Source organism: Halorubrum tebenquichense DSM 14210, from assembly GCF_000337415.1.
Classification (GTDB): domain Archaea; phylum Halobacteriota; class Halobacteria; order Halobacteriales; family Haloferacaceae; genus Halorubrum; species Halorubrum tebenquichense.
In genome coordinates, this window is sequence record NZ_AOJD01000024.1 from 18,028 (window position 1) to 38,319 (window position 20,292).

General features: G+C 69.2%; 14 protein-coding genes and 1 pseudogene. 7 read left to right on the top strand and 8 right to left on the bottom strand.

The window, feature by feature from the left end; all coding sequences use genetic code 11:
* Window positions 1-34 precede the first annotated feature (34 nt).
* The 3 genes from C472_RS02915 (at window position 35) to C472_RS02925 (ending at window position 2,545) form a co-directional block, all read left to right on the top strand.
* A complete protein-coding gene (locus C472_RS02915; protein ID WP_006628296.1) occupies window positions 35-433 on the top strand; it encodes an OsmC family protein in 399 nt (132 codons plus the stop codon).
* A gap of 120 nt (window positions 434-553) precedes the next feature.
* Window positions 554-850 carry a hypothetical protein gene (locus C472_RS02920; protein ID WP_006628297.1) on the top strand — a complete coding sequence of 99 codons (297 nt, stop codon included), beginning with the start codon at window positions 554-556 and terminating at the stop codon, window positions 848-850.
* A gap of 585 nt (window positions 851-1,435) precedes the next feature.
* Window positions 1,436-2,545, top strand: coding sequence for a radical SAM protein (locus C472_RS02925; RefSeq protein WP_006628298.1), 1,110 nt, complete (start codon window positions 1,436-1,438; stop codon window positions 2,543-2,545).
* Between the two features lie 19 nt (window positions 2,546-2,564).
* Here the strand turns inward: C472_RS02925 and C472_RS02930 are convergent.
* The 5 genes and pseudogenes from C472_RS02930 to C472_RS02950 form a co-directional block, all read right to left on the bottom strand.
* A pseudogene (locus tag C472_RS02930) lies at window positions 2,565-3,846 on the bottom strand (MFS transporter).
* A 225-nt stretch (window positions 3,847-4,071) separates the two neighbouring features.
* The gene (locus tag C472_RS02935; RefSeq protein ID WP_006628300.1) at window positions 4,072-6,957 is read right to left on the bottom strand and encodes a UvrD-helicase domain-containing protein; all 2,886 of its coding nucleotides are present in this window, start codon (window positions 6,955-6,957) and stop codon (window positions 4,072-4,074) included.
* The gene (locus C472_RS02940) at window positions 6,954-9,536 is read right to left on the bottom strand and encodes a PD-(D/E)XK nuclease family protein (RefSeq protein WP_006628301.1); all 2,583 of its coding nucleotides are present in this window, start codon (window positions 9,534-9,536) and stop codon (window positions 6,954-6,956) included. Before C472_RS02940 ends, C472_RS02935 begins: the two co-directional genes overlap by 4 nt.
* A 114-nt stretch (window positions 9,537-9,650) precedes the next feature.
* Window positions 9,651-10,841 carry an amidohydrolase family protein gene (locus C472_RS02945; protein ID WP_006628302.1) on the bottom strand — a complete coding sequence of 397 codons (1,191 nt, stop codon included), beginning with the start codon at window positions 10,839-10,841 and terminating at the stop codon, window positions 9,651-9,653.
* Window positions 10,842-10,945: 104 nt separating this feature from the next.
* Window positions 10,946-11,176, bottom strand: coding sequence for a winged helix-turn-helix domain-containing protein (locus tag C472_RS02950; RefSeq protein WP_006628303.1), 231 nt, complete (start codon window positions 11,174-11,176; stop codon window positions 10,946-10,948).
* A gap of 130 nt (window positions 11,177-11,306) precedes the next feature.
* Here C472_RS02950 and C472_RS02955 point away from each other — a divergent pair, with 130 nt between their 5' ends.
* The 4 genes from C472_RS02955 to C472_RS02970 all read left to right on the top strand — a co-directional run bounded on the left by C472_RS02955 (window position 11,307) and on the right by C472_RS02970 (window position 14,658).
* Window positions 11,307-11,972, top strand: coding sequence for a DNA methyltransferase (locus C472_RS02955; protein WP_006628304.1), 666 nt, complete (start codon window positions 11,307-11,309; stop codon window positions 11,970-11,972).
* Window positions 11,972-12,754 (top strand): DNA-methyltransferase, encoded by a 783-nt coding sequence (locus C472_RS02960; RefSeq protein WP_006628305.1) that lies wholly within the window; start codon window positions 11,972-11,974, stop codon window positions 12,752-12,754. Before C472_RS02955 ends, C472_RS02960 begins: the two co-directional genes overlap by 1 nt.
* A 106-nt stretch (window positions 12,755-12,860) precedes the next feature.
* Window positions 12,861-13,733, top strand: a complete 873-nt coding sequence (locus tag C472_RS02965; RefSeq protein WP_006628306.1) for a hypothetical protein — start codon at window positions 12,861-12,863, stop codon at window positions 13,731-13,733.
* 175 nt (window positions 13,734-13,908) lie between these two features.
* The gene (locus C472_RS02970) at window positions 13,909-14,658 is read left to right on the top strand and encodes a CbiX/SirB N-terminal domain-containing protein (RefSeq protein WP_006628307.1); all 750 of its coding nucleotides are present in this window, start codon (window positions 13,909-13,911) and stop codon (window positions 14,656-14,658) included.
* Between the two features lie 119 nt (window positions 14,659-14,777).
* Here the strand turns inward: C472_RS02970 and C472_RS02975 are convergent, their stop codons facing one another.
* The 3 genes from C472_RS02975 to cobN are packed head-to-tail and all read right to left on the bottom strand — an operon-like array spanning window position 14,778 to window position 20,291.
* Entirely contained in the window at window positions 14,778-15,560 is a 783-nt protein-coding gene (locus C472_RS02975) for a cobalt-precorrin-7 (C(5))-methyltransferase (RefSeq protein WP_006628308.1), read from the bottom strand.
* Window positions 15,557-16,333: a precorrin-8X methylmutase gene (locus tag C472_RS02980; protein ID WP_006628309.1), complete on the bottom strand. Its 777-nt coding sequence runs from the start codon at window positions 16,331-16,333 to the stop codon at window positions 15,557-15,559. The genes C472_RS02975 and C472_RS02980 overlap by 4 nt, the downstream gene beginning before the upstream one ends.
* Window positions 16,323-20,291: a cobaltochelatase subunit CobN gene (gene cobN / locus C472_RS02985; protein ID WP_006628310.1), complete on the bottom strand. Its 3,969-nt coding sequence runs from the start codon at window positions 20,289-20,291 to the stop codon at window positions 16,323-16,325. The genes C472_RS02980 and cobN overlap by 11 nt, the downstream gene beginning before the upstream one ends.
* Between the last annotated feature and the right edge of the window lies 1 nt (window position 20,292).

The window sequence follows — 20,292 nt, forward strand, 5'->3', positions numbered from 1 at the left end:
CTTTATCGTCGGGCGACCGAATCGACAGTCGACTATGGCAGACATCGAGACGTCCACGGTTTCCGAGGAAGGGTACGCTAGCACCAGCCAGGTCGGCGAGTTCGACCTCCAGATCGACGCGACCGACGAGACGGGCCCGAACCCGAACGCGACGCTCGTCGCGACGTACGCCTCCTGTTACCTCCCGGCGTTCCGCGTCGGCGGGAGCCAGCGCGGCGAGGAGGAGCTGGGCAAGATCCAGATCGACGCGAGCGCCGAACTGGACGACGACGACGACCTCGAGTCGATCGCCTTCGACGTCCACGTCGAGGCCGACCTCGACGACGAGACCGCCGCCGACGTCGCCGAGCGCGCCGAGGGCATCTGTCACGTCCACAGCGCGCTCCGCGAGGGGCTCCACGCCGACGTCAGCGTCTACCCCGGCGCGTTCTGAGCCGGGTCACCGCTCCCGCGAACCGCTCTCTTCGTTTTCGATCGTTTCGACCGCCGGAACCCACGACGGAGCCGTCGGACCGGCGGGCTTCGACGGCGGTCCCCCCGGCTCTCGGGGGCGATGCCGGATCCGCGTTCTCACGTCGTTGAAACGCCGATATCGATCGCCGAACGCGTTCGTGCGCTTCCTGCCGCACAGGGAGCCGCTCGACGAGAGATATCGCGGATCCCGCGGTTCCTCTTCCCGCAGCTCGACGACCGCGGGTTCGCGTACGCCCCGGTCGAGACGGACGCGACCGACGCGGTCGTCACGGCGATCTGGCCCGCGGACGGTGAGGGCGGTGTTGCAGACGAGCGGGCCGGTAAGGGCGGCCCCGGCGCGAGCGATCCGTCTGCGGGGAGTGCGTCGAACCCCTAATAAAGAGGGTGGAAGAAAACGTCTCTCACGGTGGGTGTTTGTCGACGGGATAGTGTTCCTCCTTATAAATCAGTGATCGCCACGGACACCGCCGAAGCCCCAGCCGCGAGGCTGTACGATGATGTTTACATTTATAAGGAATCGATCGACACGACCACCGCCGAAGCCCCAGCCGGGAGGCGGACGCACGCTCGCCGCGCTCCTCGGTCGTTCGCTTCGCTCACTCCCTGCGGTGCTCGCGTCGCCTGCGTCCGCCTCCCGGCTGCCCCTTCGAGTCCCGCCCCGCACCGCACAGCGACCGCACCTCATGCCTCCCCAGCCTCGTCGCTGGCGGTCTTCGCTTCGCTCGACCGCCAGCGACTCCCTCGCGCGGCGCTGCTTCGCGGTCGCCGGTGGCGACCGCTCGCAGGCGCGCGCCACCGCACCGTCTTTTATAAGTTATTGTCCTCGTTGCTCACGAGTATTTAAATACCTCATCGCACCTGTCAGTCTGACTCACCTCGTCCGTTATCGCTTACCGCTACGTCTGGGGAACACGTTCGGGAACGCCCCCAAACGGATCGGGATCGTAGCCGGGGGTGAGCGATGTTCGACGACCTCAATACGGACCGGCGGCCGTTGGTCCTCGTCTGGGAGGTCACGCGGGCCTGCGGGCTGGCGTGCCGGCACTGCCGCGCCGACGCGCGGCCGCGCCGACACCCCGACGAGCTGACGACCGCGGAGGGGAAGCGACTGCTGGCGGACGCGGCCGAGTTCGGCGACGGCCAGCTGGTCGTCCTCTCCGGCGGCGACCCGCTCGCCCGCGACGACCTCACGGAGCTGGTCGCGCACGGCGACGACCTCGGGTTGCGGATGACGATCACGCCGAGCGGGACCCGCTCGCTTACGCCCGAGCGCGTCCGCGACCTCGGCGACGCGGGGATCGCGCGGATGGCGCTCAGCCTCGACGGCCCGACGCGCGAGCGCCACGACGCGTTCCGCGGCGAGGAGAGCTACGCGGACACCGTCGAGGCCGCCCGCGCCGCGCGCGACGCCGGGATTCCGCTCCAGGTCAACACCACGGTCTGCGCCGACACGGTCGACGACCTCCCGGCGATCCGCGACCGCGTCCGCGAGCTGGGCGCGGTCCTCTGGAGCGTCTTCTTCCTCGTCCCCGTCGGTCGCGGCCGCGTCCTCGACCCGGTCTCGCCGGACCGCGCCGAGGGCGTGATGGCGTGGCTCCACGAGGTCTCGAACGAGGAGCGCTTCGGCGTCAAGACCACCGAGGCCCCCTTCTACCGCCGCGTCGGGATCGAACGCGCCGGCGAGGGCGAGACGGACGGGGCCGCGCAGCGCCGCGGCGGGATCACGGCCGGGCGCGGGTTCGCGTTCGTCAGCCACACCGGCGAGGTGTACCCCTCCGGGTTCCTCCCCGAGTCGGCCGGCGACGTCCGCGACCGGTCGGTCGTCGACGTCTACCGGAACGCGGAGCTGTTCGAGTCGCTGCGCGACCCCGACGGGTTCTCGGGGAAGTGCGGGGCCTGCGAGTTCCGTCACGTCTGCGGCGGGAGCCGGTCCCGGGCGTACGCCGCCACCGGCGACCCGACCGGCAGCGATCCCCTCTGCCCGTACGTTCCCGAGGGGTACGACGGCCCGCTCCCGGAGCGACAGCGCGGCGAGACCACAGACGGCGACCGCCCGGAGCCGGCAGACTGAAACCCCGCAAACGAGCGATTCAGGCGTACGCCTCGAACTCCTCGCCGAACGCGAGGAAGTAGCCGGTGCCGACGACGCCGACGACGGCCGCGACGGTGAACGCCACTTCCGGGCTGACGAAGTCCCACAGGTAGCCGCCGACGGCGGCGCTCGGGATCACGACCGTGTTCCGGATCAGGTAGTACGTCCCGGTGACGCGCCCGCCGGAGCCGCTCTCCGCCGGCCCGACGATCAGGGCCTTGTGCGACGGGAGGCCGGCGAACCGCAGCCCGGAGAACGCGAAGACGGCGACCATCACCGCCCACAGCGGCAGCACCGACCCCGCCAGCGCCGGCGCGTAGATCAGGACNNNCCGGCTTCAGTCCGACCCGCTCCGCGAGCTTCGAGGCGGGGACCATGATCAGCAGCGCGACGAGCATCTCGACGCCGAGCAGGTAGCCGAAGAAGGCCTGCGGCGAGAGGTCCACGCCGTACGAGAACCCGCCGAGCGCGACCGTGGTCTCCAGTCCGACCTCGAAGAACTGGGTGACGACCAACACGAAGAAGACGTACACCATCCCGTTGGCGAACCGCACGAGCGTGTCGCCGACGAGCAGCGGGCGGAGGGGTTCGGGCATCTCGCGGAGGTCCGACCGGATCTGGTCGAGCCCCGAGAACGAGTCGCCGATGGAGTCGTCGCTCGCGTCGTAGAGGACGTGTTGGACGAGCGTGCCGAGCGCGCCGAAGGCGACCGCGACCGCGAGGACGAACTGGAAGCTCACGGTGAACTCGGACCGCAGACCGATGAGGACGGCCGCCAGCACCGGGCCGACGAGGAACGCCGTCCGCCGGAACGTCTCCGTGCTGGCGAACCCGGCGGCCAGCCGCGAGGGAGCCGTCGCCTGTTTGACCACCGCGAACGTCGCGCCCAGCCCGAACGACTTCCACGCCTGCGCCAGAACAAGCCCGACGAAGATCCACACCCACGGTTCGACGGTGACGCCGGCGACGGTGACCGCGCCGATGCCCGGCGCGACGAGCCAGACGAGGAAGCCGACCGTCGACAGCAGGCCGAAGAGGGTCAGCGCGTATCGGGAGCCGAGGCGGTCCGAGACCGCGCCGCCGGGGTACGGGTACAGCGCCGAGATGACGTTCCCGAACGTGCCGAACAGGCCGACGACGAACCCGGACGCCCCCAAGGCGACCATGTACTCCGGGAGGAACCGGTTCGTCATCTGGAACCCCAGGCTGAACGCGAACATCGCGACCGATAAGACGAGCACGTCGCGCTCCAGCGCGAAGAACTGCCGGAACCCGTCCAGCGCGTCCGGGGGTGCCGCGTCGTCGGGGCCGCCGTCCGTCGCGTCCGAGCCCTCGCCGCCGTCGCTCACCGAACCTCCTCCGCGGTCATCGAACGCTCGGAGCCGTCGACCCCGAGTCTGCCGGTGGATGCGTGTCCGAGAGCCATACGCGCCGTCCGGTTCGCGCCGGCAAAAAATTACCTCGTCGGACCGGCGGCGGTCGCGTCTCGTTTTAGCTGACCCGGTTCAATTCTGCTCCCCCTCGGCGGCTCGAACGAGTTCCCGAAGCTCTCCCATCCCGAGCGGCTCGATCGGTTCGCGGGTCCCGTCGGCCGTGTAAAACAGGCTCGCCGAGACCGTCTTATCGGGGAACCACTCGTCGAGGACGTGGTAGTACACGCTGAGCTGTTTCCGGTACTCGGACTGCGCCCGCGGGGTCGCGTCCGTCTTGTAGTCGACGATTTCGACCAGATCGGCCGTCTCGTGGACGAGATCGGCGATCCCCGAGACGGTCACCCGGCGGCCGTCGACGTCGATCGGGAGCGTCACCGGCTCCTCGACGTGTTTCTCGCCCGGCAGGTCGTCGAGGAGGGCGACGACCCGGCGTTCGTGGTCGTTCGACGGCGTCACGTCGTCGCCGAGCGCGTACGCCTCGGCGAAGTCGTGGACGCGCGAGCCGAAGTCCATCCCGCGCGTCTCCGGCTCCGCGTCGGGACCGGCCTCCGGTCGTTCGTCGAACTCCTCGAACACCGTCTCGTCCATCAGCGAGTGGGGAGTGTGACCGACCGGGCCCTCCGGGGTCGTCACCGCGAACGGCAGTTCCGCGTCGGCCGGCTCGCCGCGGTCGAACGGTTCGACGGCGGGGTCCGTCTCCTCGACGGGGACGGGAAGCTCCTCGAGGAACGCGTTCGGCTCCTCGCCGGCCGCGAGGACGACGTGGCTCTCCGCCCGCGACACCGCGACGTACAGCAGGCGGCGCTCCTCGTCGTACTCTCTGGGGAGACAGCGCCGGATGACGTCGTACCGCCAGTTGTCGTAGACGTGCGGGTGGGTCCCGACCTCGGAGTACCGCTTCCGCGGCCGGAGTCCGACCGGGTCCTGATACTCGACGACGCTCGACCCGCCGCTCCGCGGCGGGAACCGCCCCTCGTTCATGTTCGCCAGCACGACGACGGGGTACTCCAGCCCCTTCGCCGCGTGGATCGTCTGGACGGTCACCGCGTCGTCGCCCGCGTTCGCGCTGAGATCGACCGTGGTTCCGGTCTCGATACCGCGCTCGACGAGCCGGATCAGCTCGCCGCGGGTGACGGTCGTCGCGTCGTACGTCGACTGGACCGTGTGGAGGAGGAGGTCCGCGGTGTCGCCGGTGAAGCCGTAGCGGTCGAGGACGCGGCGCGCGACCGCGCCGACCGACTCCAGTTCGCGGAGCGAATCGCGGAACGCGACCGCGTCGGACGGGTACGACGCCGTCCCTAACGCGTGGTCGATCTCGTCGAACGCGTAGCCGGCCCGTTCGAGGACGACCGCCCAGCCGCGGTCGGCGTCCGATTCGAGGATCCGGAGCCACGCGAGCAGCAGCTTCGCCGGGTCGGTCCGGAACAGCTCGATCCCGCCGTCGTACGCGACCGGGAAGTCGTACTCGTCGGCGACGTCGAGGAGCTCCCGGCCGTAGTCCCGCGTCCGCGTGAACACCGCGACGTCGCCGTACTCCGGCGGGCGCGGCTCGCCGTCCTCGCCCTCGACCGCGTAGTCGTCGTTGCCGACGACGTCCTGAATCTTCGAGAGGACGGCCTCGTGTTCGTCCTCGTGGCGGATCCCCTCGACCACGGTGTTGTCGAAGGCCGCGTTCGAGGAGAGCTCGACCACGTCGTCGAGGGGGGCGTCGACCGCCTCGCCGCTCGTGGCCGGCGTCTCGATCGCCCGCTCGGAGAGGTCGATGACCGACGCCGTCGACCGGTAGTTCTCCCGGAGCTCGATCCGGGTGGGGTCGGGCGCGTCGAACGGGACCCGGTCGGCGTCGTCGTTGAGGTCCGCGGCGAACCGCGCCAGCCGCTCCTCGAAGTCGAGGATGTTCCGCACGTCCGCGTACTGGAACGAGTAGATGCTCTGTTTCCAGTCGCCGACGGCACAGAAGTTCTCCGTCCCGGAGAAGAGGAGGGCCAGCTTGAACTGGATCTCGCTGGTATCTTGGAACTCGTCGACCATCACGTACTCGAACTGCGCCGCCTCCCGGACGCGCGGGTCCTCGCGAAGGAGCACGAACGCGAACAGCTGGAGGAAGCCGAAGGTGAGGTAGTTCCGACGCAGGGCGAACCGGATATACTCGACGTAGACGTCGTGGACGAACGACTTGAGCCCCTCGCGGTCCTCGTCGAACACGCGCCTCGCCACCTCGTCGTCGAGCCGTTTCGTCCCGCGGCCGCCCCGCAGCTCCGACTTCGAGGGCGCGTCGGGGAGGTACGCCTTGTTCCGCCCGAAGCGGCTCAGGTCCTCCCGCAGCGCCGACTGTTTCCGCCCGTCGTTGCGGGGTTGGTTCGCGGCGTCGAACCGCTCTCTGAACGCGTCGAAGTCGCCGTCGAGGTGCGACTCGCCGTCGCCGTACCAGCCGTCGGTCGTGGGGAACACGCCCTTCGCGGCGAGCTCCCGGATCAGGTCGAGCAGCTCGCTCGGCTCGGAGAGCACCCGGTAGAAGTCGGCGTGCTCCGGGTGGTCGTCGCGGAAGCCGCCGAAGAACTCGCGGAACCGCTCGGCCTCGACCAGCTCGTCGTCGATCACCCGCGTCGACCCCGTGATCCGCTCGTCGAGTCCGAGGTGCGTCGGGGCGGCGTGGCCGTGCTCCCGGAGAACCTCGTGACAGTGCGAGTGGAACGTCCGGATCGGGGCGTCGGCGAGCTCCCGCAGCCCGTACGCGCTGCGGCCGACGATCCGCTCTTTCATCTCGGTCGCGGCGCTCCGCGTGAACGTCGCGAGCAGGACGTCGTCGGGTTCGATACCGGCGCGGTCGACGACGTTCCCGTAGCGGCGGGCGACGGCGAACGTCTTCCCGGTCCCCGGCCCGGCGTCGACGAGGTACACGCCCTCCGTGTTCTCGATGAGCCGCCGCTGCGCGTCGTTCGGCGTCGGGTCGCTCATCGGTCCCCCTCCAAGAGCAGGTCGCGGTTGTCCACGCGCCGGTAGTTCGGCTCGCCGCCGAGCCCGTCGACCGGGAAGCGCTCTTCGCCGGCCCGTCGCCGGTTCAACTCCGTCAAGCGCTCGCCGACGAACGACTCGAACGCGTCGAGGTCGCCGCGGAAGAACGCGCGCTTGCGGACGCCGTTGAGCGCCCGGATCGCCTGGTCCGCCCCCTTCTCGGCGTCGACGTCGCCGGACGTGCCGGCGTCGACGGCGGCGGTGAACCGCTCGGCGAACGCGGAGTCGCGAAGCTCGCTTTTGTCCGTCGTCTCGGGGAACGTCAGGTCCGCGACGGCGTCGGCGTAGGCCGCGTAGCCGAGGTCGTCGAACGTCTCCCGGCAGTCGGTGTAGCCGTCGAGCAGTTCCTCGTAGGCGTCGGGGGAGCCGACGTACTCGTCGAACGCGACCGGGTGGTACGAGACCGTCGTGAGCGCGTCGTCGAGGTCGGCGTCGCCGGCGACCACGTCGTCCATCGGTTCGAGGAAGTGGAAGAACGTGAACTCCAGCGGCTCGTCGGGCCGGAGTCGCCGGTAGTGGGTCAGGTACAGCGCCGCCTGGAAGTTCGGGGCGTCGGCCGGCGGGTCGATCGCCGCGCCTTTGACGACCTGCGAGGCTCGCTTCTTCGACCCGCTCTTGTAGTCGAGCAGGTGCGTCGGCGCTCGCACGAGGTCGATCTTCCCCTTGACGCCGAGCGCGTCGTCCTCGAACCAGCGCTCGGTGAGGGGGGAGTCGACCGGGCGGTCGAAGTGGTCCGCGAAGAAGTTGCCGCCCCACCCCGACGCGGCCGTGAGAAAGTCGTCCGACTCCGGCGCGTTCTCGTCGAGGTACTCCGAGAGTAGCTCCAGTCCGATCCGGTACGTCCGCCGGCGGAGGGGCTCGTCCGCGGCCGAGAAGAACGCCTCGGTCTCGCCGAGCATGGCGTCGACGAGCTCGTCGCGGTCGGCCGCCCCGACAACCTCGGGGTGGTTCACGTAGAACTCCGCGAAGTCGTGGAAGAGGTTCCCCTCGACGAACCGCTCCTGATCGGGCGAATCGAGGAGCCGCCCGAAGCAGTAGTCGCGCGGGCTGTTGACGTAGCCGTTGAGGGCGGACTGGCTGACCGTCTCGACCGTCTCGGCGTCGACCCCGAGCGGCCGGCGGTCGAAGCCGTCCCCGGTCCGTCGGGGTCGCCGCCGGTGTTCGACCGAGTCGAGGTCGCTGAACCGCTCGAACTCCGCGTCGAGCAGGTCGCCGAAGTACAGACATGGCGTGACCGGCTCGCCGCCCGCGGCGTCCCGGACCAGGTAGTACCCCCGGTCGCCGCTCTGGAGCAGCCGCTGGAAGTCGCCGACGTAGCGCTCGAACTGCGTCTCGGTGTCCACCCACGGGCGCTGCGGGGCGGAGTGTGTCCACTCCTCGCCCATCCCGAGGTGGAAGACCACGGGCCGGTCCACGTAGGCGGAGGACTTCGCGTCGGCGAGGAGGACGCCCTCGTTCTCCCGGTCGACGGGGACCTCGTAGGTCTGGAGGTAGTAGGCGAGGCGGTCGACCGCGGCCTCGGTCACGGGGTCGTCCGCGAGACCGAGCTTCCGCAGCTCCTCGTCGAACCGCGCCAGTTCGACGCCGGCCCGGTCAGCGTACGCGTCGAGCGCCGCCGCGAACGTCCGGTCCTCGACGGTGTCGCGAAACGCCCGAATCCACTCCACGTCCGGACCGTCGACGGTCGCGAGTCGGCGGTCGCGGTCGCGCACCGGAGCCTCCGCTCCCAACTGGGCCAGCAGGGGAGCGACGTCGCCGACGGTCGCGTCCGGGCCCCGGAAGCCGAGCCGGAGCAACTGGACGAACGCCCTGTGGTGCGGGTCGTCCGCGAATCCCGGTCCGCCGTAGAAGGGGACGCCGGCCGCTTCGAGGGCGGACTCGACGAGCGAGGAGTACTGCCCGCCGCCGTCGAGGACGACCGCGACGCGGTCGGCGTTGCCCGCCGAGACCGCGTCGAGGAGCGCCGCGACGATGTCGGTCGCCGACTCGAAGACGTGGAACGGCGGGCGGTCGAACGCGTCGCCGGTGAAGAGGTCGACGCGGTCGAACGACTCCGGGAGGACGCTACGCTCTAAGGCGGTCAGCCGGTCGTGGCCGACGACGGCGACCGACCGGTCGTCGTCGATCGCGTACTCCGTGAGCCGCTTCGACGTGGTCCGGCGGCTCCGCATCGCCTCGACGACCTCGCGGGTCGCGTCGTCGACGTAGGCGTCGTACTCGAAGATCGCGTCGAGGCGGCCCCGGTGTTCCCAACACTGGAGGACGTTCCCGACGGCGTACGCGATCGCCGTCCAGTCGCGGTCCGTCTCCGAGGCGAGTTCGAGGAACGCGCGGCGGTCCTCCGCCTGTTCCCGGCGACCGGCCGCGAGGCGGCGCGGCGTGGTCGCGAACGTCCCGAAGTGCGGGCGGTCGAGGCGACGGTTGATCGCGCTCGCGAGCGGGGCGTCGGGAGCGACGACGAGGTCGTACTCCGCGAGTTCCGCGTGGAGTGCGTCGGCCGACTTCGCTTCGCGGATAGGCACGCCTACCCGAGATACGGACGAGTCACAAAAAGATAGCGGGGCGACGCGATCGGACGGATCGACGGACTCACCCCGGCGTCTCCGACGCGACCGCCGCTCACTCTCGCCGCGCCGTCACCAGTCGTACTCGTCGCGGGGGTCGACCGCGTCGCGCTCGCGGTCGAAGACGTGCTCGCCGTCGACGAAGACGTGTCGCGTCCGGCTGTCGTTCTCGTAGAAGACCCCGTCCCAGACCGCCACGTCGGCGTCCGTGCCGGCCTCCAGCGTGCCGACGCGGTCGTCGATCCCGAGGATCTCGGCGGGGTACCGCGTGACCGCCTCCAGCGCCTCCTCGGCGGGGAACCCCTCGCGGACCGCGAGCCCGACGCAGACGTCGAGGTGCTGTTGGGGGAGGACCGGCGCGTCCGTCTGGATCGCGACCTTCACCCCGGCCTCGCGGAGGATCGCGGGCGTCTCGAAGGTGATGTTGCGGAGCTCGTACTTCGCGCCCGAGTACAGCGAGGGGCCGACGATGGCCGGCACGTCCCGCTCCGCGAACTCGTCGGCGATCAGGTGGCCCTCGGTCGCGTGCTCGATCGAGAGCGACTCGATCCCGAACTCCTCGGCGATCCGGAAGACCGTCATGATGTCGTCGGTGCGGTGCGCGTGGACGCGGAGCGGGAGGCCCTCCGTGAGCACCCGCGCGAGGTTCTCCATGCCGAGGTCGCGCTCGAACGGCTCGCCCTCGTTGCGGGCGTGCTCGCGCCGGTCGACGTAGTCTTCGGCCTCCATCAGCGCCTCCCGGAGCGTGGCCGCGACGCCGGGGCGCGTCGAGGGCTGCCGGCCCTGCTCCTCGCCGTGGAAGCGCTTCGGGTTCTCGCCCATCGCCGCCTTCATCCCGTCCTCGCGGATCAGCATCTCGTCGGCGGTCAGCCCGTGGGTCTTCATCGAGCAGATGATCCCGCCGATGACGTTGCCGGACCCCATCCGCGCCGAGACCGCGGTGACGCCGTTCTGGAACGCGTGTTTCAGCTCCTCGTCGCGGGGGTGGAAGCCGTCGAGCGCGTTGACGTGCGGGGTGACCGCCGACGTGCCCTCGTTGACGTCGCCGTCCTCGGGTTCGCCCCACTCGGCCATGCCGGCGTGGCTGTGGGCGTCGACCAGCCCCGGCGTGACGTGGTGGCCCGAGACGTCGATCACGGTGGCTTCCTCCGGCGGGTCCCCGTCCCCGACGGAGGCGATCTCGCCGTCGTCGATGACGACGGTCGCGTCGATCGTTCCCCGCTCCGTTGCCGTGTGGACGGTCCCGCCGACGAGCGCGTACATGAAACGGGATTCAGCGGGGCGGTACTAAACGGTTCAGGCCGCGGATCGTCCCGTCGGAATCGATCCCCGATCCGAGACCATCGCGCTCGCCTCAGCGCGGACGACTAACTCCGTTCGGCTCTCAGGATTAGTTCCGCCTTCTCCGTCAGGCTGTAAACCGTCCTTCGACCGTCTTCTTCGCCCTCGATGTAGTCCGCTGCTTCGAGTTCGGACAGGTGCTGGTAGATCGTACTTCCCTGTACGTTGAGTTCCTTCGCCAGAACGTAGCCGTGCCTCGGCTCGTCTTCCAACAGAGAGAGGATGCGACGCTTCGAGTCCGTCAGCGTGAGTCCCATCAGCCGGCCGTTGGCGTAGCCCGGTGAAAAACAATGTAAATATAAACGCCTATGCGTAGGTAAATTTCTATGTAATATCCGGATGGTGGAGAACTCAAGTAGCCAGCCCGCCCAAGATACTGGTAATCAAATGTATCTAGTCGATCTGCGGGAACAAATTCGGAGTTCGGACTCCCTTGACGCGGCTCTCCGATCTACAGACGGCGTCTGGGAGGACATCTACGAGGCGATGGAGCCGACGGAGACGCTCTGGGTTATCGCCCCCAACGACTACCGTGACGGTCGGATGTGGCCGTGTGCGTTGGCATTTGCGGATTACATTCGAGACGAAGCCGCCTTTGATCTCAAGAACACGATCAGCGTACATTCACGCGAAGGCACCACCGACGAGCCCGACCTCCGGCCGAGTTACTGCGACATCCTCTTTCTCGTGCGCGACAAGCGAGACTATCAGTTCCATAAGGACCGGATACGGGTCTCACACGTCTACGAGGGGAACGAGTGGGGTGATGACCGAGAGACCGGCCAAAGCGCTTATCACGACACGGAAGTCAGACGGTACAACCCGGAGGGCAAAGACCCCGGTAACGTTTGGCTGCGCGAAGACCGCACTCGGACGAGCGATCAGTCCGTGGACCAAACCGACACCCTGTCTCTTTCCGAAGCCGTCCGACGATGCGTGTTAGCGGGTTCGGGCGACGAGGAGACGGTCAACGCGCTGTGGGCCGACGACTTCGCGGACGCGGTCACCGCCGAGAACCGAACGATGAACGATATCGAAGCGGGGACGTTGTGATGCCGGAACTCGACGACTTCTCCGACCTCGACGTTTACTGGAGTTCCAGCGAGGAGATGGCCGAAGTCGAGGACGGGTCCGTACAGTCCGTCATCACGTCGCCGCCCTACTGGGATCTGAAAGACTACGGGCACGAAGAACAGATCGGTACCGCCGACGAGTCCTACGAGCGCTACCACGACCGTCTAGACCGAGTCTGGAGCGAGTGCTACGATGTCCTCCGCGAGGACGGAACCATGTGGATCGTCGTGGACACGGTTATGGAGAGAGGCGATCTCAAGCTGTTACCGTATCACATTGCGGAGCGTGCGGAAGATGTCGGGTTCTTGCTACAAGACATGGTGGTCTGGCACAAGCCGACCGCCATCGCGGGGATGACCGACAGAAACGTCGTCAACAAAAAGGAGTACGTGGTATATCTCTCGAAGAGCAAAGACCACAAATTCGACGACGAGGATCGAGAGCACGGCCTCGAAGACCCCGCGGTGTCCGAGGGCGAGCGACTCGGCAACCTCTGGAGACACCCCGTCAAGCGCGGATCCGTCGGTACCAACGTGCTTCATAAAGCCCCCTATCCCGCGTCCCTCACCGACAGGATCGTGAAGGTCTCGACCGACGAGGGCGACACCGTTCTCGACCCCTTCCTCGGTAGTGGCACGACCGCGAAGTCCGCCCTTCGGCTCCAGAGAGAGTGTATCGGCTACGAACTCAACGAGGACTTTGATGACGTCATTGCTGACCGCCTCTCGGGTCTTACGCAGCAGTCGCTCACCGACTTCTGAGTCCGCGACCGCTTGGATTCACCGTCGCGTAGATACATAGAGAACCACCTATGTAACGGCGATTACGGATTTATACTATATCCGATGATAGGGAGCGAATACCGATGTGTCTGACAGCGACCCTTGGACGGACGTTCTCGGATATACCGATCTGGGAACCGAACGTCGCGAAGTCATCAAAGAAGAAATAAAAGAACTCGTTCAGAACCTTCCACAGGACCATCCGGGGATCTTCGAAGCCCACGACGTCTCCGCCCGGGACTACTCCCGGAACCTCGACACGGCGATCCACTCGTTGGACGGCACAATCAAGGCCAAGAGAGGCAAAGACAACGAGGACGTCGTTCGGGAGGTCTTCCTCGGACCCGGTCAGGAAGCCGGGCTACTCGAGTTCACTGACCAGCGGGGGAGCGAACGGATCGACTTCAAGGGCACGCTCGCCACGGGAGACACGTTCGCGATGGACGTGAAGGGTGGCGAAGGACAGTCGATCGGACACCTGCTCGTTCCGTCCAACACCGACGTCCTCTCTCTGTGGAGCGAGCGCAACTCCCGGAACACGAAGTCCCCCGCGTCTCGACTGAACGAAGTCATCAACCGAGCGGTTCGCTGGAGCCTGAACCAGAGCGAAGACCTCTCCGTGATGGTCGTGCGCGACGAGCCCGCGGGGGCGCGGACGGACGAAGGCGAAGTCATTCCCGACGTTGTCGTGTTCCCCGAGGAGTTCCCGACGCCCGAGAACCCGAATCCCTCGATGCCCGACATCGATGACCTCGAATACGCCAGAATCGTCTTCGAGATACTCACCGGAAACGGAGACCTCAGCGCCGAGGAGACGCGGAAACACATCTGGTGGCACGAACTCGAGTACCGGCACGACGAGGGGAAGATCGACAAACGGATCTACAACGACTACGACGACAGCATCACTCTCACTACTCAGTCCATCGAGTTCGAACGCATCTCGGACGTTTCGTGACGAACGCCAACTGCGTCGAAGTGACGAGCGACGCCGCGTATCGACCCGACCGCTTCGGACGGATCGGCGCTGGTCCCGACGGCGGCTCGGGCGAGGTACGTGGATAACTTATTTATCCGACGCCCGTGACGCCAGTAACAAGTCCGTTTGTAGTAGGACAACAAAAATTGTACACATGCCACGGGAAACACTACTCCTCGTCGGGCGGAACGAGGTGCGATCGGTCGCGGAGCGGCACGCCGATCGGTTACGGAGCGCCGGTATCGCCGACGCGGTCACTACCGCGACGTACGCGGTGGAGCCGGAATCGGAACTCAGAGGGGCGCTATCGGACGTCCGCGGAGACCGCGTCTACGCGGTCCCGATGTGCTTCGCGCACACCCACGAGACGCTGAAAGACGTTCCGAGGGCGTTGAACCGGCTCTCCGGCGAGGTGCGGTACTGCGACCCGATCGGGGAGCGCCGGGCCGTGACCGAGGCGATCCGGAACCGGGCCGAGGCCGCGAGCGACGCCGACGCGCTCGTGCTCGTCGCCCTCGGGAACAGCCGCGACGACCACGCGCGAACGGCCGCGGCGTCCCACGCGGCCCGCCTCCGGGCCGAGTTCGACGAGGTCCGCACCGCGTACCTCCTCCAGAGCCCGGCCGTCGAGTGCGCGCGGTACACGCTCGACGCCGACCGCGCGGTCGCGTGTCCGCTGTTCGTCGGCGACTGCGAGGCGACCCGAGACCGGATCCCGGAACAACTCGAGTTACATCGCGGCGGGATCGACTACGCCGACCCGTTCGGCGCGGACGACGTCGTCACCGACGCGATCGCCGCCGCGGTCGAGCGCGCCCGCGAGACTCCGCCGGCCGCCGCGCCGGGCCCCGACCTCGTCGCCGACGCGGACCCCGTGGCCACGGACGGCAGCGGGCGGGACTGACTCGCTTCGTCTCGTCTTCTCTCCCGAACCCAATCGAAGCCGGGCGCGAGTCGGCCCGATTCCGCCGGTCGTTTTCCGCCAGTCAGGGTCAACCGATCCGGTTCCATGGGTCCGGTCCCCTACCGTCGAACGACCAGCACGGACAGGTCGGAGAACGGCGAGTCGCTCGGCTCGTCGCCGCCCGCGTGTCCGGCGAGGTCGCGGAGCGTCGTCCGGGTGATGCGTTCGTCGTCGTGGGTGAGTCGCTCGCAGACGAGCGCCTCCGCGTCCGGGTCGCCGCCGTGGTCGAGCAGGTCGGCGGCGACGTCGCCGGGCATCCGGTCGAACGGGCGGGGCAACACGAGCAGGTGACGGCTCCCGACGTCGCGGCGGAGCCGGTCGATCTCCTCCGTGAGGTCGCCGCTCTTGTGGAGCGTGACGAACGTCGAATCTTCCACGGGCGTGCGCGCTCGACTGGCCGCGACCTGGAGCGAAGAGATCCCCGGGACGACGCGCACCTCGGCCGACCCGCCGGTCGCGTCGTCGACCGCGCGCTCGACCTTCCCGACGAACTGGTAGCCGGAGTGGTTCGGATCCCCCATCAGGACCGCCGCGCCCCGCTCCCCGCGGGCCACGCGGTCGGCGAACGCGTCGAGCGCGTCCGCCTCGTCGCGGTACCCGCAGGTCAGGCAGTCGGCGTCGGTGCGATCGCGGACGAACTCGACGACCGTCTCGAACCCGACGACGACGTCCGCCTCTCGGATCGCACGCTCCACTCTCGGCACGAGGTACTCCGGGTTTCCGGGTCCGATACCGACGGCGTGGACGGTCGCCGTCGACTCGCCCTCCGAGTCGGGCTCCGGACTGTCCGCGGCGTACGCCGCCGGGTCCGGCCCCTCGTCGAGGTCGTACCCGTCCGTCACGGGCCGTCACCCCGGAGCGCTTCGAGCGTCGTCTCGCCGTTCCGCACGTCGCTGGCGGCGTGGACGAGTTCGTTGGTGAGGCCGGCGGCCACGCCCGACCCGCCGCGTCGGCCGACGTTCGTGACCGCGGCGACGCCGTGCGCCTCGGCGACCTCGCGTATCCGCTCGCGGCTCTCGGCGGCCTTCACGAACCCGACCGGCGTCGCGACGACGACCGCCGGCCGCGTCCCCTGCTCGATACAGTCGGCGAGCGCGAGCGCGGCGGTCGGCGCGTTCCCGACGACGGCTATCGCGCCCTCGTAGACGCCGCGCTCGTCGAGTTCGAGCACGCTCGCCGCGGTGCGGGTCATCCCGGTCTCCGCGGCGAGTTCCGTGCCGTTCCCGATCGCCTTCCTGACCTCGCAGTCGTGGCCCCGCCCCGTGACCCCCGACTTGACCATCGTGATGTCCGTCACGATCGGTCGCTCGTCGAGGACGGCCTCCGCCCCGGCCGCGACCGGGTCGTTCGCGAACCGCAGCAGGTGTGCGAACTCGGGGTCGCCGGTGGCGTGGACGGCCTTCGCGCGCAGGCGGTCGGTCGGCGTCTCCTGCGGGACGAGCTCGTGGACGCGGTCCATGCTCGTCTCGGCGATGGCCATCGCGTCCTCGGTCGTCGCGCCGAGGTCGGCGTACGCCGCGGTCTCCCCGGAGTCGGCCGTCTCACCGTCGTCGGTCGCCTCGCCCCCGTCGGTCGCCTCGCCCCCGTCGGTCGCCTCGCTCCCGTCAGTCGTCATCGGCGGTCACCTCCGTCGGGTCGCGCGAGGCGCGCTCCTCGATGTCGCCGTCGACGCTGAGGTTGCGGTCCCGCAGCTCGCGGACCGTCTCCCCGTCAGCGTCCCAGAGCCCGCGCTCGACGGCTTCGAGGAGGGTGTCCGTGATCGACTCCAGCGCCCACGGGTTGACGTCGCGCATCCAGTCGGCCCGGTCGTCGTCGAGCGCGTACTTCTCGGCCACGTCGCGCCAGAGCCGGTCGGAGACGACGCCGGTCGTTGCGTCCCACCCGAGCGCCACGTCGACCGTCTTCGAGAGGTCGCCGGCCCCCTTGTAGCCGTGCTCCTCCATCGAGTCGAGCCAGTCGGGGTTGAGGACCCGCGCCCGCATCGCCTTCCGGACCTTCTCCTCGTTCGTGTAGACGTCGACGTTGTCGGGATCGGAGGAGTCGCCCACGTACGACGCCGGCTCCTCGCCGGCGACCTCGGTGACGGCGGTGATGAACCCGCCGTGGAACGCGTACCAGTCGGAGGAGTCGAACTCGTCCTGTTCCATCGTGTCCTCGATCTTCACCGTCGCCTCGACGTTGCCGAGCCGACGCTCGAACGCGTCGTGCGCCGCCGAGGCGGTGCCGCGGGAGCCGAGGGCGTAGCCGCCCCACTGGACGTACACGTCCGCCAGGTCCGCGGCGTCGTCCCAGTTCCCCTCGTCGACGGCCTTGTTCGTCCCCGCGCCGTAGCCGCCGGGGCGCGTCGTGAACACGCGGTGTCTCGCGGCCGCCTCGGGGTCGTCGTGTCCCTCGGCCGCCAGTTCCTCCGTCTCCTCCTCGACGTGCTTTTTGACGTAGTTCAGCTCGTGCGGCTCGTCGCGGTCGACCACGGCGTCGACCGCGTCGTGGATCACGCTCGCGGCCTGCGGGAACGCGTCCCTGAACAGCCCGGACACGCGGGTCGTGGCGTCGACGCGGGGCCGGCCGAGCTCGTCGAGCGGGATCGGCTCCACGTCGTCGATCCGCCCCGCGTCGGTCCAGACGGGCTCGACGCCCATCGTGGCGAGGACCTGCGCGATCGTCTCGCCGCGGGTCCGGACGGTCGGCGTCCCCCACGCGACGACGCCGATCTCCTCGGGGTACTCGCCCTGCTCGTCGCGGTGGCGGGCGAGCGTGTCGGCGGCGATCTCGCTGCCGACCTCCCACGCGGCCTTGGCGGGCACCTTCCGCGGGTCGAGGGTGTAGAAGTTCCGGCCGGTCGGGAGCAGGTCGACGCCGCCGCGGGTGGGTGCGCCGGAGCCGCCCGGCGGGACGTACTCGCCGGCCAGCGCGTCGGCCGTGCGCGGGATCTCCGCCTCGGCACCCCGGACCCGCGGCGCGGCCTCCTCGGCGATGAACCGCAGCGCGTCCCGGAGGTCGTCGTGGGCACCGCCGCGGACGCGGGCGTCGCCGAGCGGATCGACGCCGACGATCAGCAGGTTGATCGTCGTCTCGTCGCCCGCTCCGGCGGCCGATTCCGACTCGGGCACGTCGAAGCCGTGGGCGGCCAGCGCCCGGACGAGCTCTTTGCTCGTCTCGTACACCTCGTCCGCGGCCTCCCCGTAGGTCATGCCCAGCGTCTCGTCGTACTCGCCCGGCGCGTCGAGCATCCGGTCGTAGTCGACGCCGAGCACGCCGGCGACCGACTCGCGGAGGCTCGGGCCGCCCGGATTCTCCAGCCGGGTGAGCGCGACCAAGTACTCCACGAGCCGGTCGTCGACCGGGGGCTCGCCCATCGTGTGGAGCCCCAGCCGGATCTGGGTGTTCTTCACGTCGGTCAGGTACGCGTGGATCCGCTCGACGAGCTCCGCGACGGGGACCTCGTCGCCCTCGACGCCCCCCTCCGCGAGCGTCGATCCGGCCGCGTCCGGCCCGCGGACGTCGGCTCGCTCGTCGACCTCGCCCGCGACCCCGAGCTCCACGGCGAGGTCGAGGTCGTCGACCGTCTCGCGGATGAGATCGCCGAGCCGGGCCCCCTCGTCGGTGCGGACCTCGGTGCCGCCGGCCTCGCGGTAGCGGCGGGCGAGGTCCTCCAGCTCCGCCAGCTCGTCGTAGCTGCCGGCGCGCCGCATCACCGGCGTCAGGTAGTCCACGACGGCGGCGTACGAGCGGCGCTTCGCCTGCGTCCCCTCGCCCGGGTTGTTGACGATGTACGGGTAGACGTTCGGGAGGTCGTCGATCAGGCCGTCCGGGGCCGACCCGGAGCCCAGCCCGACCGTCTTGCCCGGCAGCCACTCCAGCGAGCCGTGCGTGCCGAGGTGGACGACGGCGTCGGCGTCGAACTCGTTGCGGAGCCACCCGTAGAAGGCGACGTAGTCGTGCGGCGGCCACAGGTCGGAGTCGTGGTACACCTTCTCCGGATCCATCCCGAAGCCGCGCGGGGGTTGGACCGTGACGAGGACGTTCCCGAACTCGACGCCGGGGATCGCGAACGGCCGGTCGGGCGGGTCGCCCCACTCTTCGAGGACGCCGTCGCGGAACCGGTCGCTCCGCGCGTCGAACCACTCGGCGTACCGCGCCGGCGACACGGTGTCGACGCTGCGGTCGCGCACGTCCCCCGGCGCGACCCACCGGTCGTCGAGCGTGAGTTGGCTGGTCAAGGCGTCGATGAGCTCTTCCCCGTCGGCGACGGGGGCGGAGTCCATCTCGTCGCCGTCGACGCCCGGATCGGGGCCCGTCGCGTCGCCGCCCCGCGAACCGAGGTCGTACCCGCGACCGTCGAGTTCCGCCAACAGGTTGACGGTCGACTCGGGCGAGTCGAGGCCGAACGCGGTCCCGATCCCGTCGTCGCTCGGCGGGTAGTTGTGTAACACGACCGCGACGTTCTTCTCGTCGTTCGGCGTGTGCCTGAGCGTCGCCCAGTTGACCGCGAGCCGCGCGGCGTGGTCGACGCGGTCCTCGATCGGGAAGTGCTGCTTGGGCGCGGAGCCGATGCCCGCGGCGTCGTCGGTCCGCTCTTTCCCCGAGATCGGGTGCGTGATCACGTTGCCGTCGAACTCGGGGAGCGCGACGGAGAGCGCGAGTTCGAACCCCATCACGCCGGTGTCGCTCGACTCGTACCGGGAGCGCGAGCGCATCGTCGTCACCGTCTGTATCACGGGGACGCCGAGGTCGTCGAGGAACACGCCCTCCGCGTTCGCCCCCTCGTCCGCGGCGTCGCGCCCGCGCTCGCTCATCGACAGCGAGAACATGAACGACGAGAGGACGGCGTCGACGACCGGGTCGCCGCGGTCGTCGGTGAAGTAGTGCTCGGCCGTCCACTTCGCGTCCTCTTGCCCCGCCTCGTCGCTGACTGGGTTACAGAACACGGGGAGCGCGTTCGCCCCGAGCGCCTCCAGCCGGCGGACCTGCGCGTCGACGTACCGGACGTTCTCGTGGGTCCAATGCGACTCGTAGAACCAGACGCCGACCGTCGGCGCGTCCGGGTCGAACGTCGCGGTCAGTTCCTCGTGGTCCGCGCCGGGGTGATCGGGGTGGTAGACGCCCTCGGTCGGGAGCTCGATCGGGTCGTCGATCTCGCCCGCGGCCCCGTCTGCGTCGCCCGCGACATCGCCGTCGCCGTACTCCCGAGCGAGGAACCGGGTCCCGTTCGCGATGTTGACCGCCCCGCCGTGGTCGAGGTACTCGCAGACCGTCGCCCGGTCGGTCGGCGCGACGGTGGTGTCCTCCGGCGCGAAGGCGTCGCCCGTCGCCTTCACGACGAGCGGCACGCCGGCGTCTCGGAGCTCGTCGACCGCGAACTCGTACGCCGGCATGCTGTCCTTTCCGCCGTGGAGCCAGAGGACGACCGCGGCCGCGTTCCGGATCTCGTCGACGAACTCCGCCACGTCGCGCTGCTCGTCGAGGTCGCCGTCGGACCGAACGACGAGGTCGATCCCCGTCAGCCGTTCCGCGGCCGTCTGGACCGCCCCCAGCTCGTTCTCCGTCGCCGTGTAGAGGCCGATTTTTGTCACA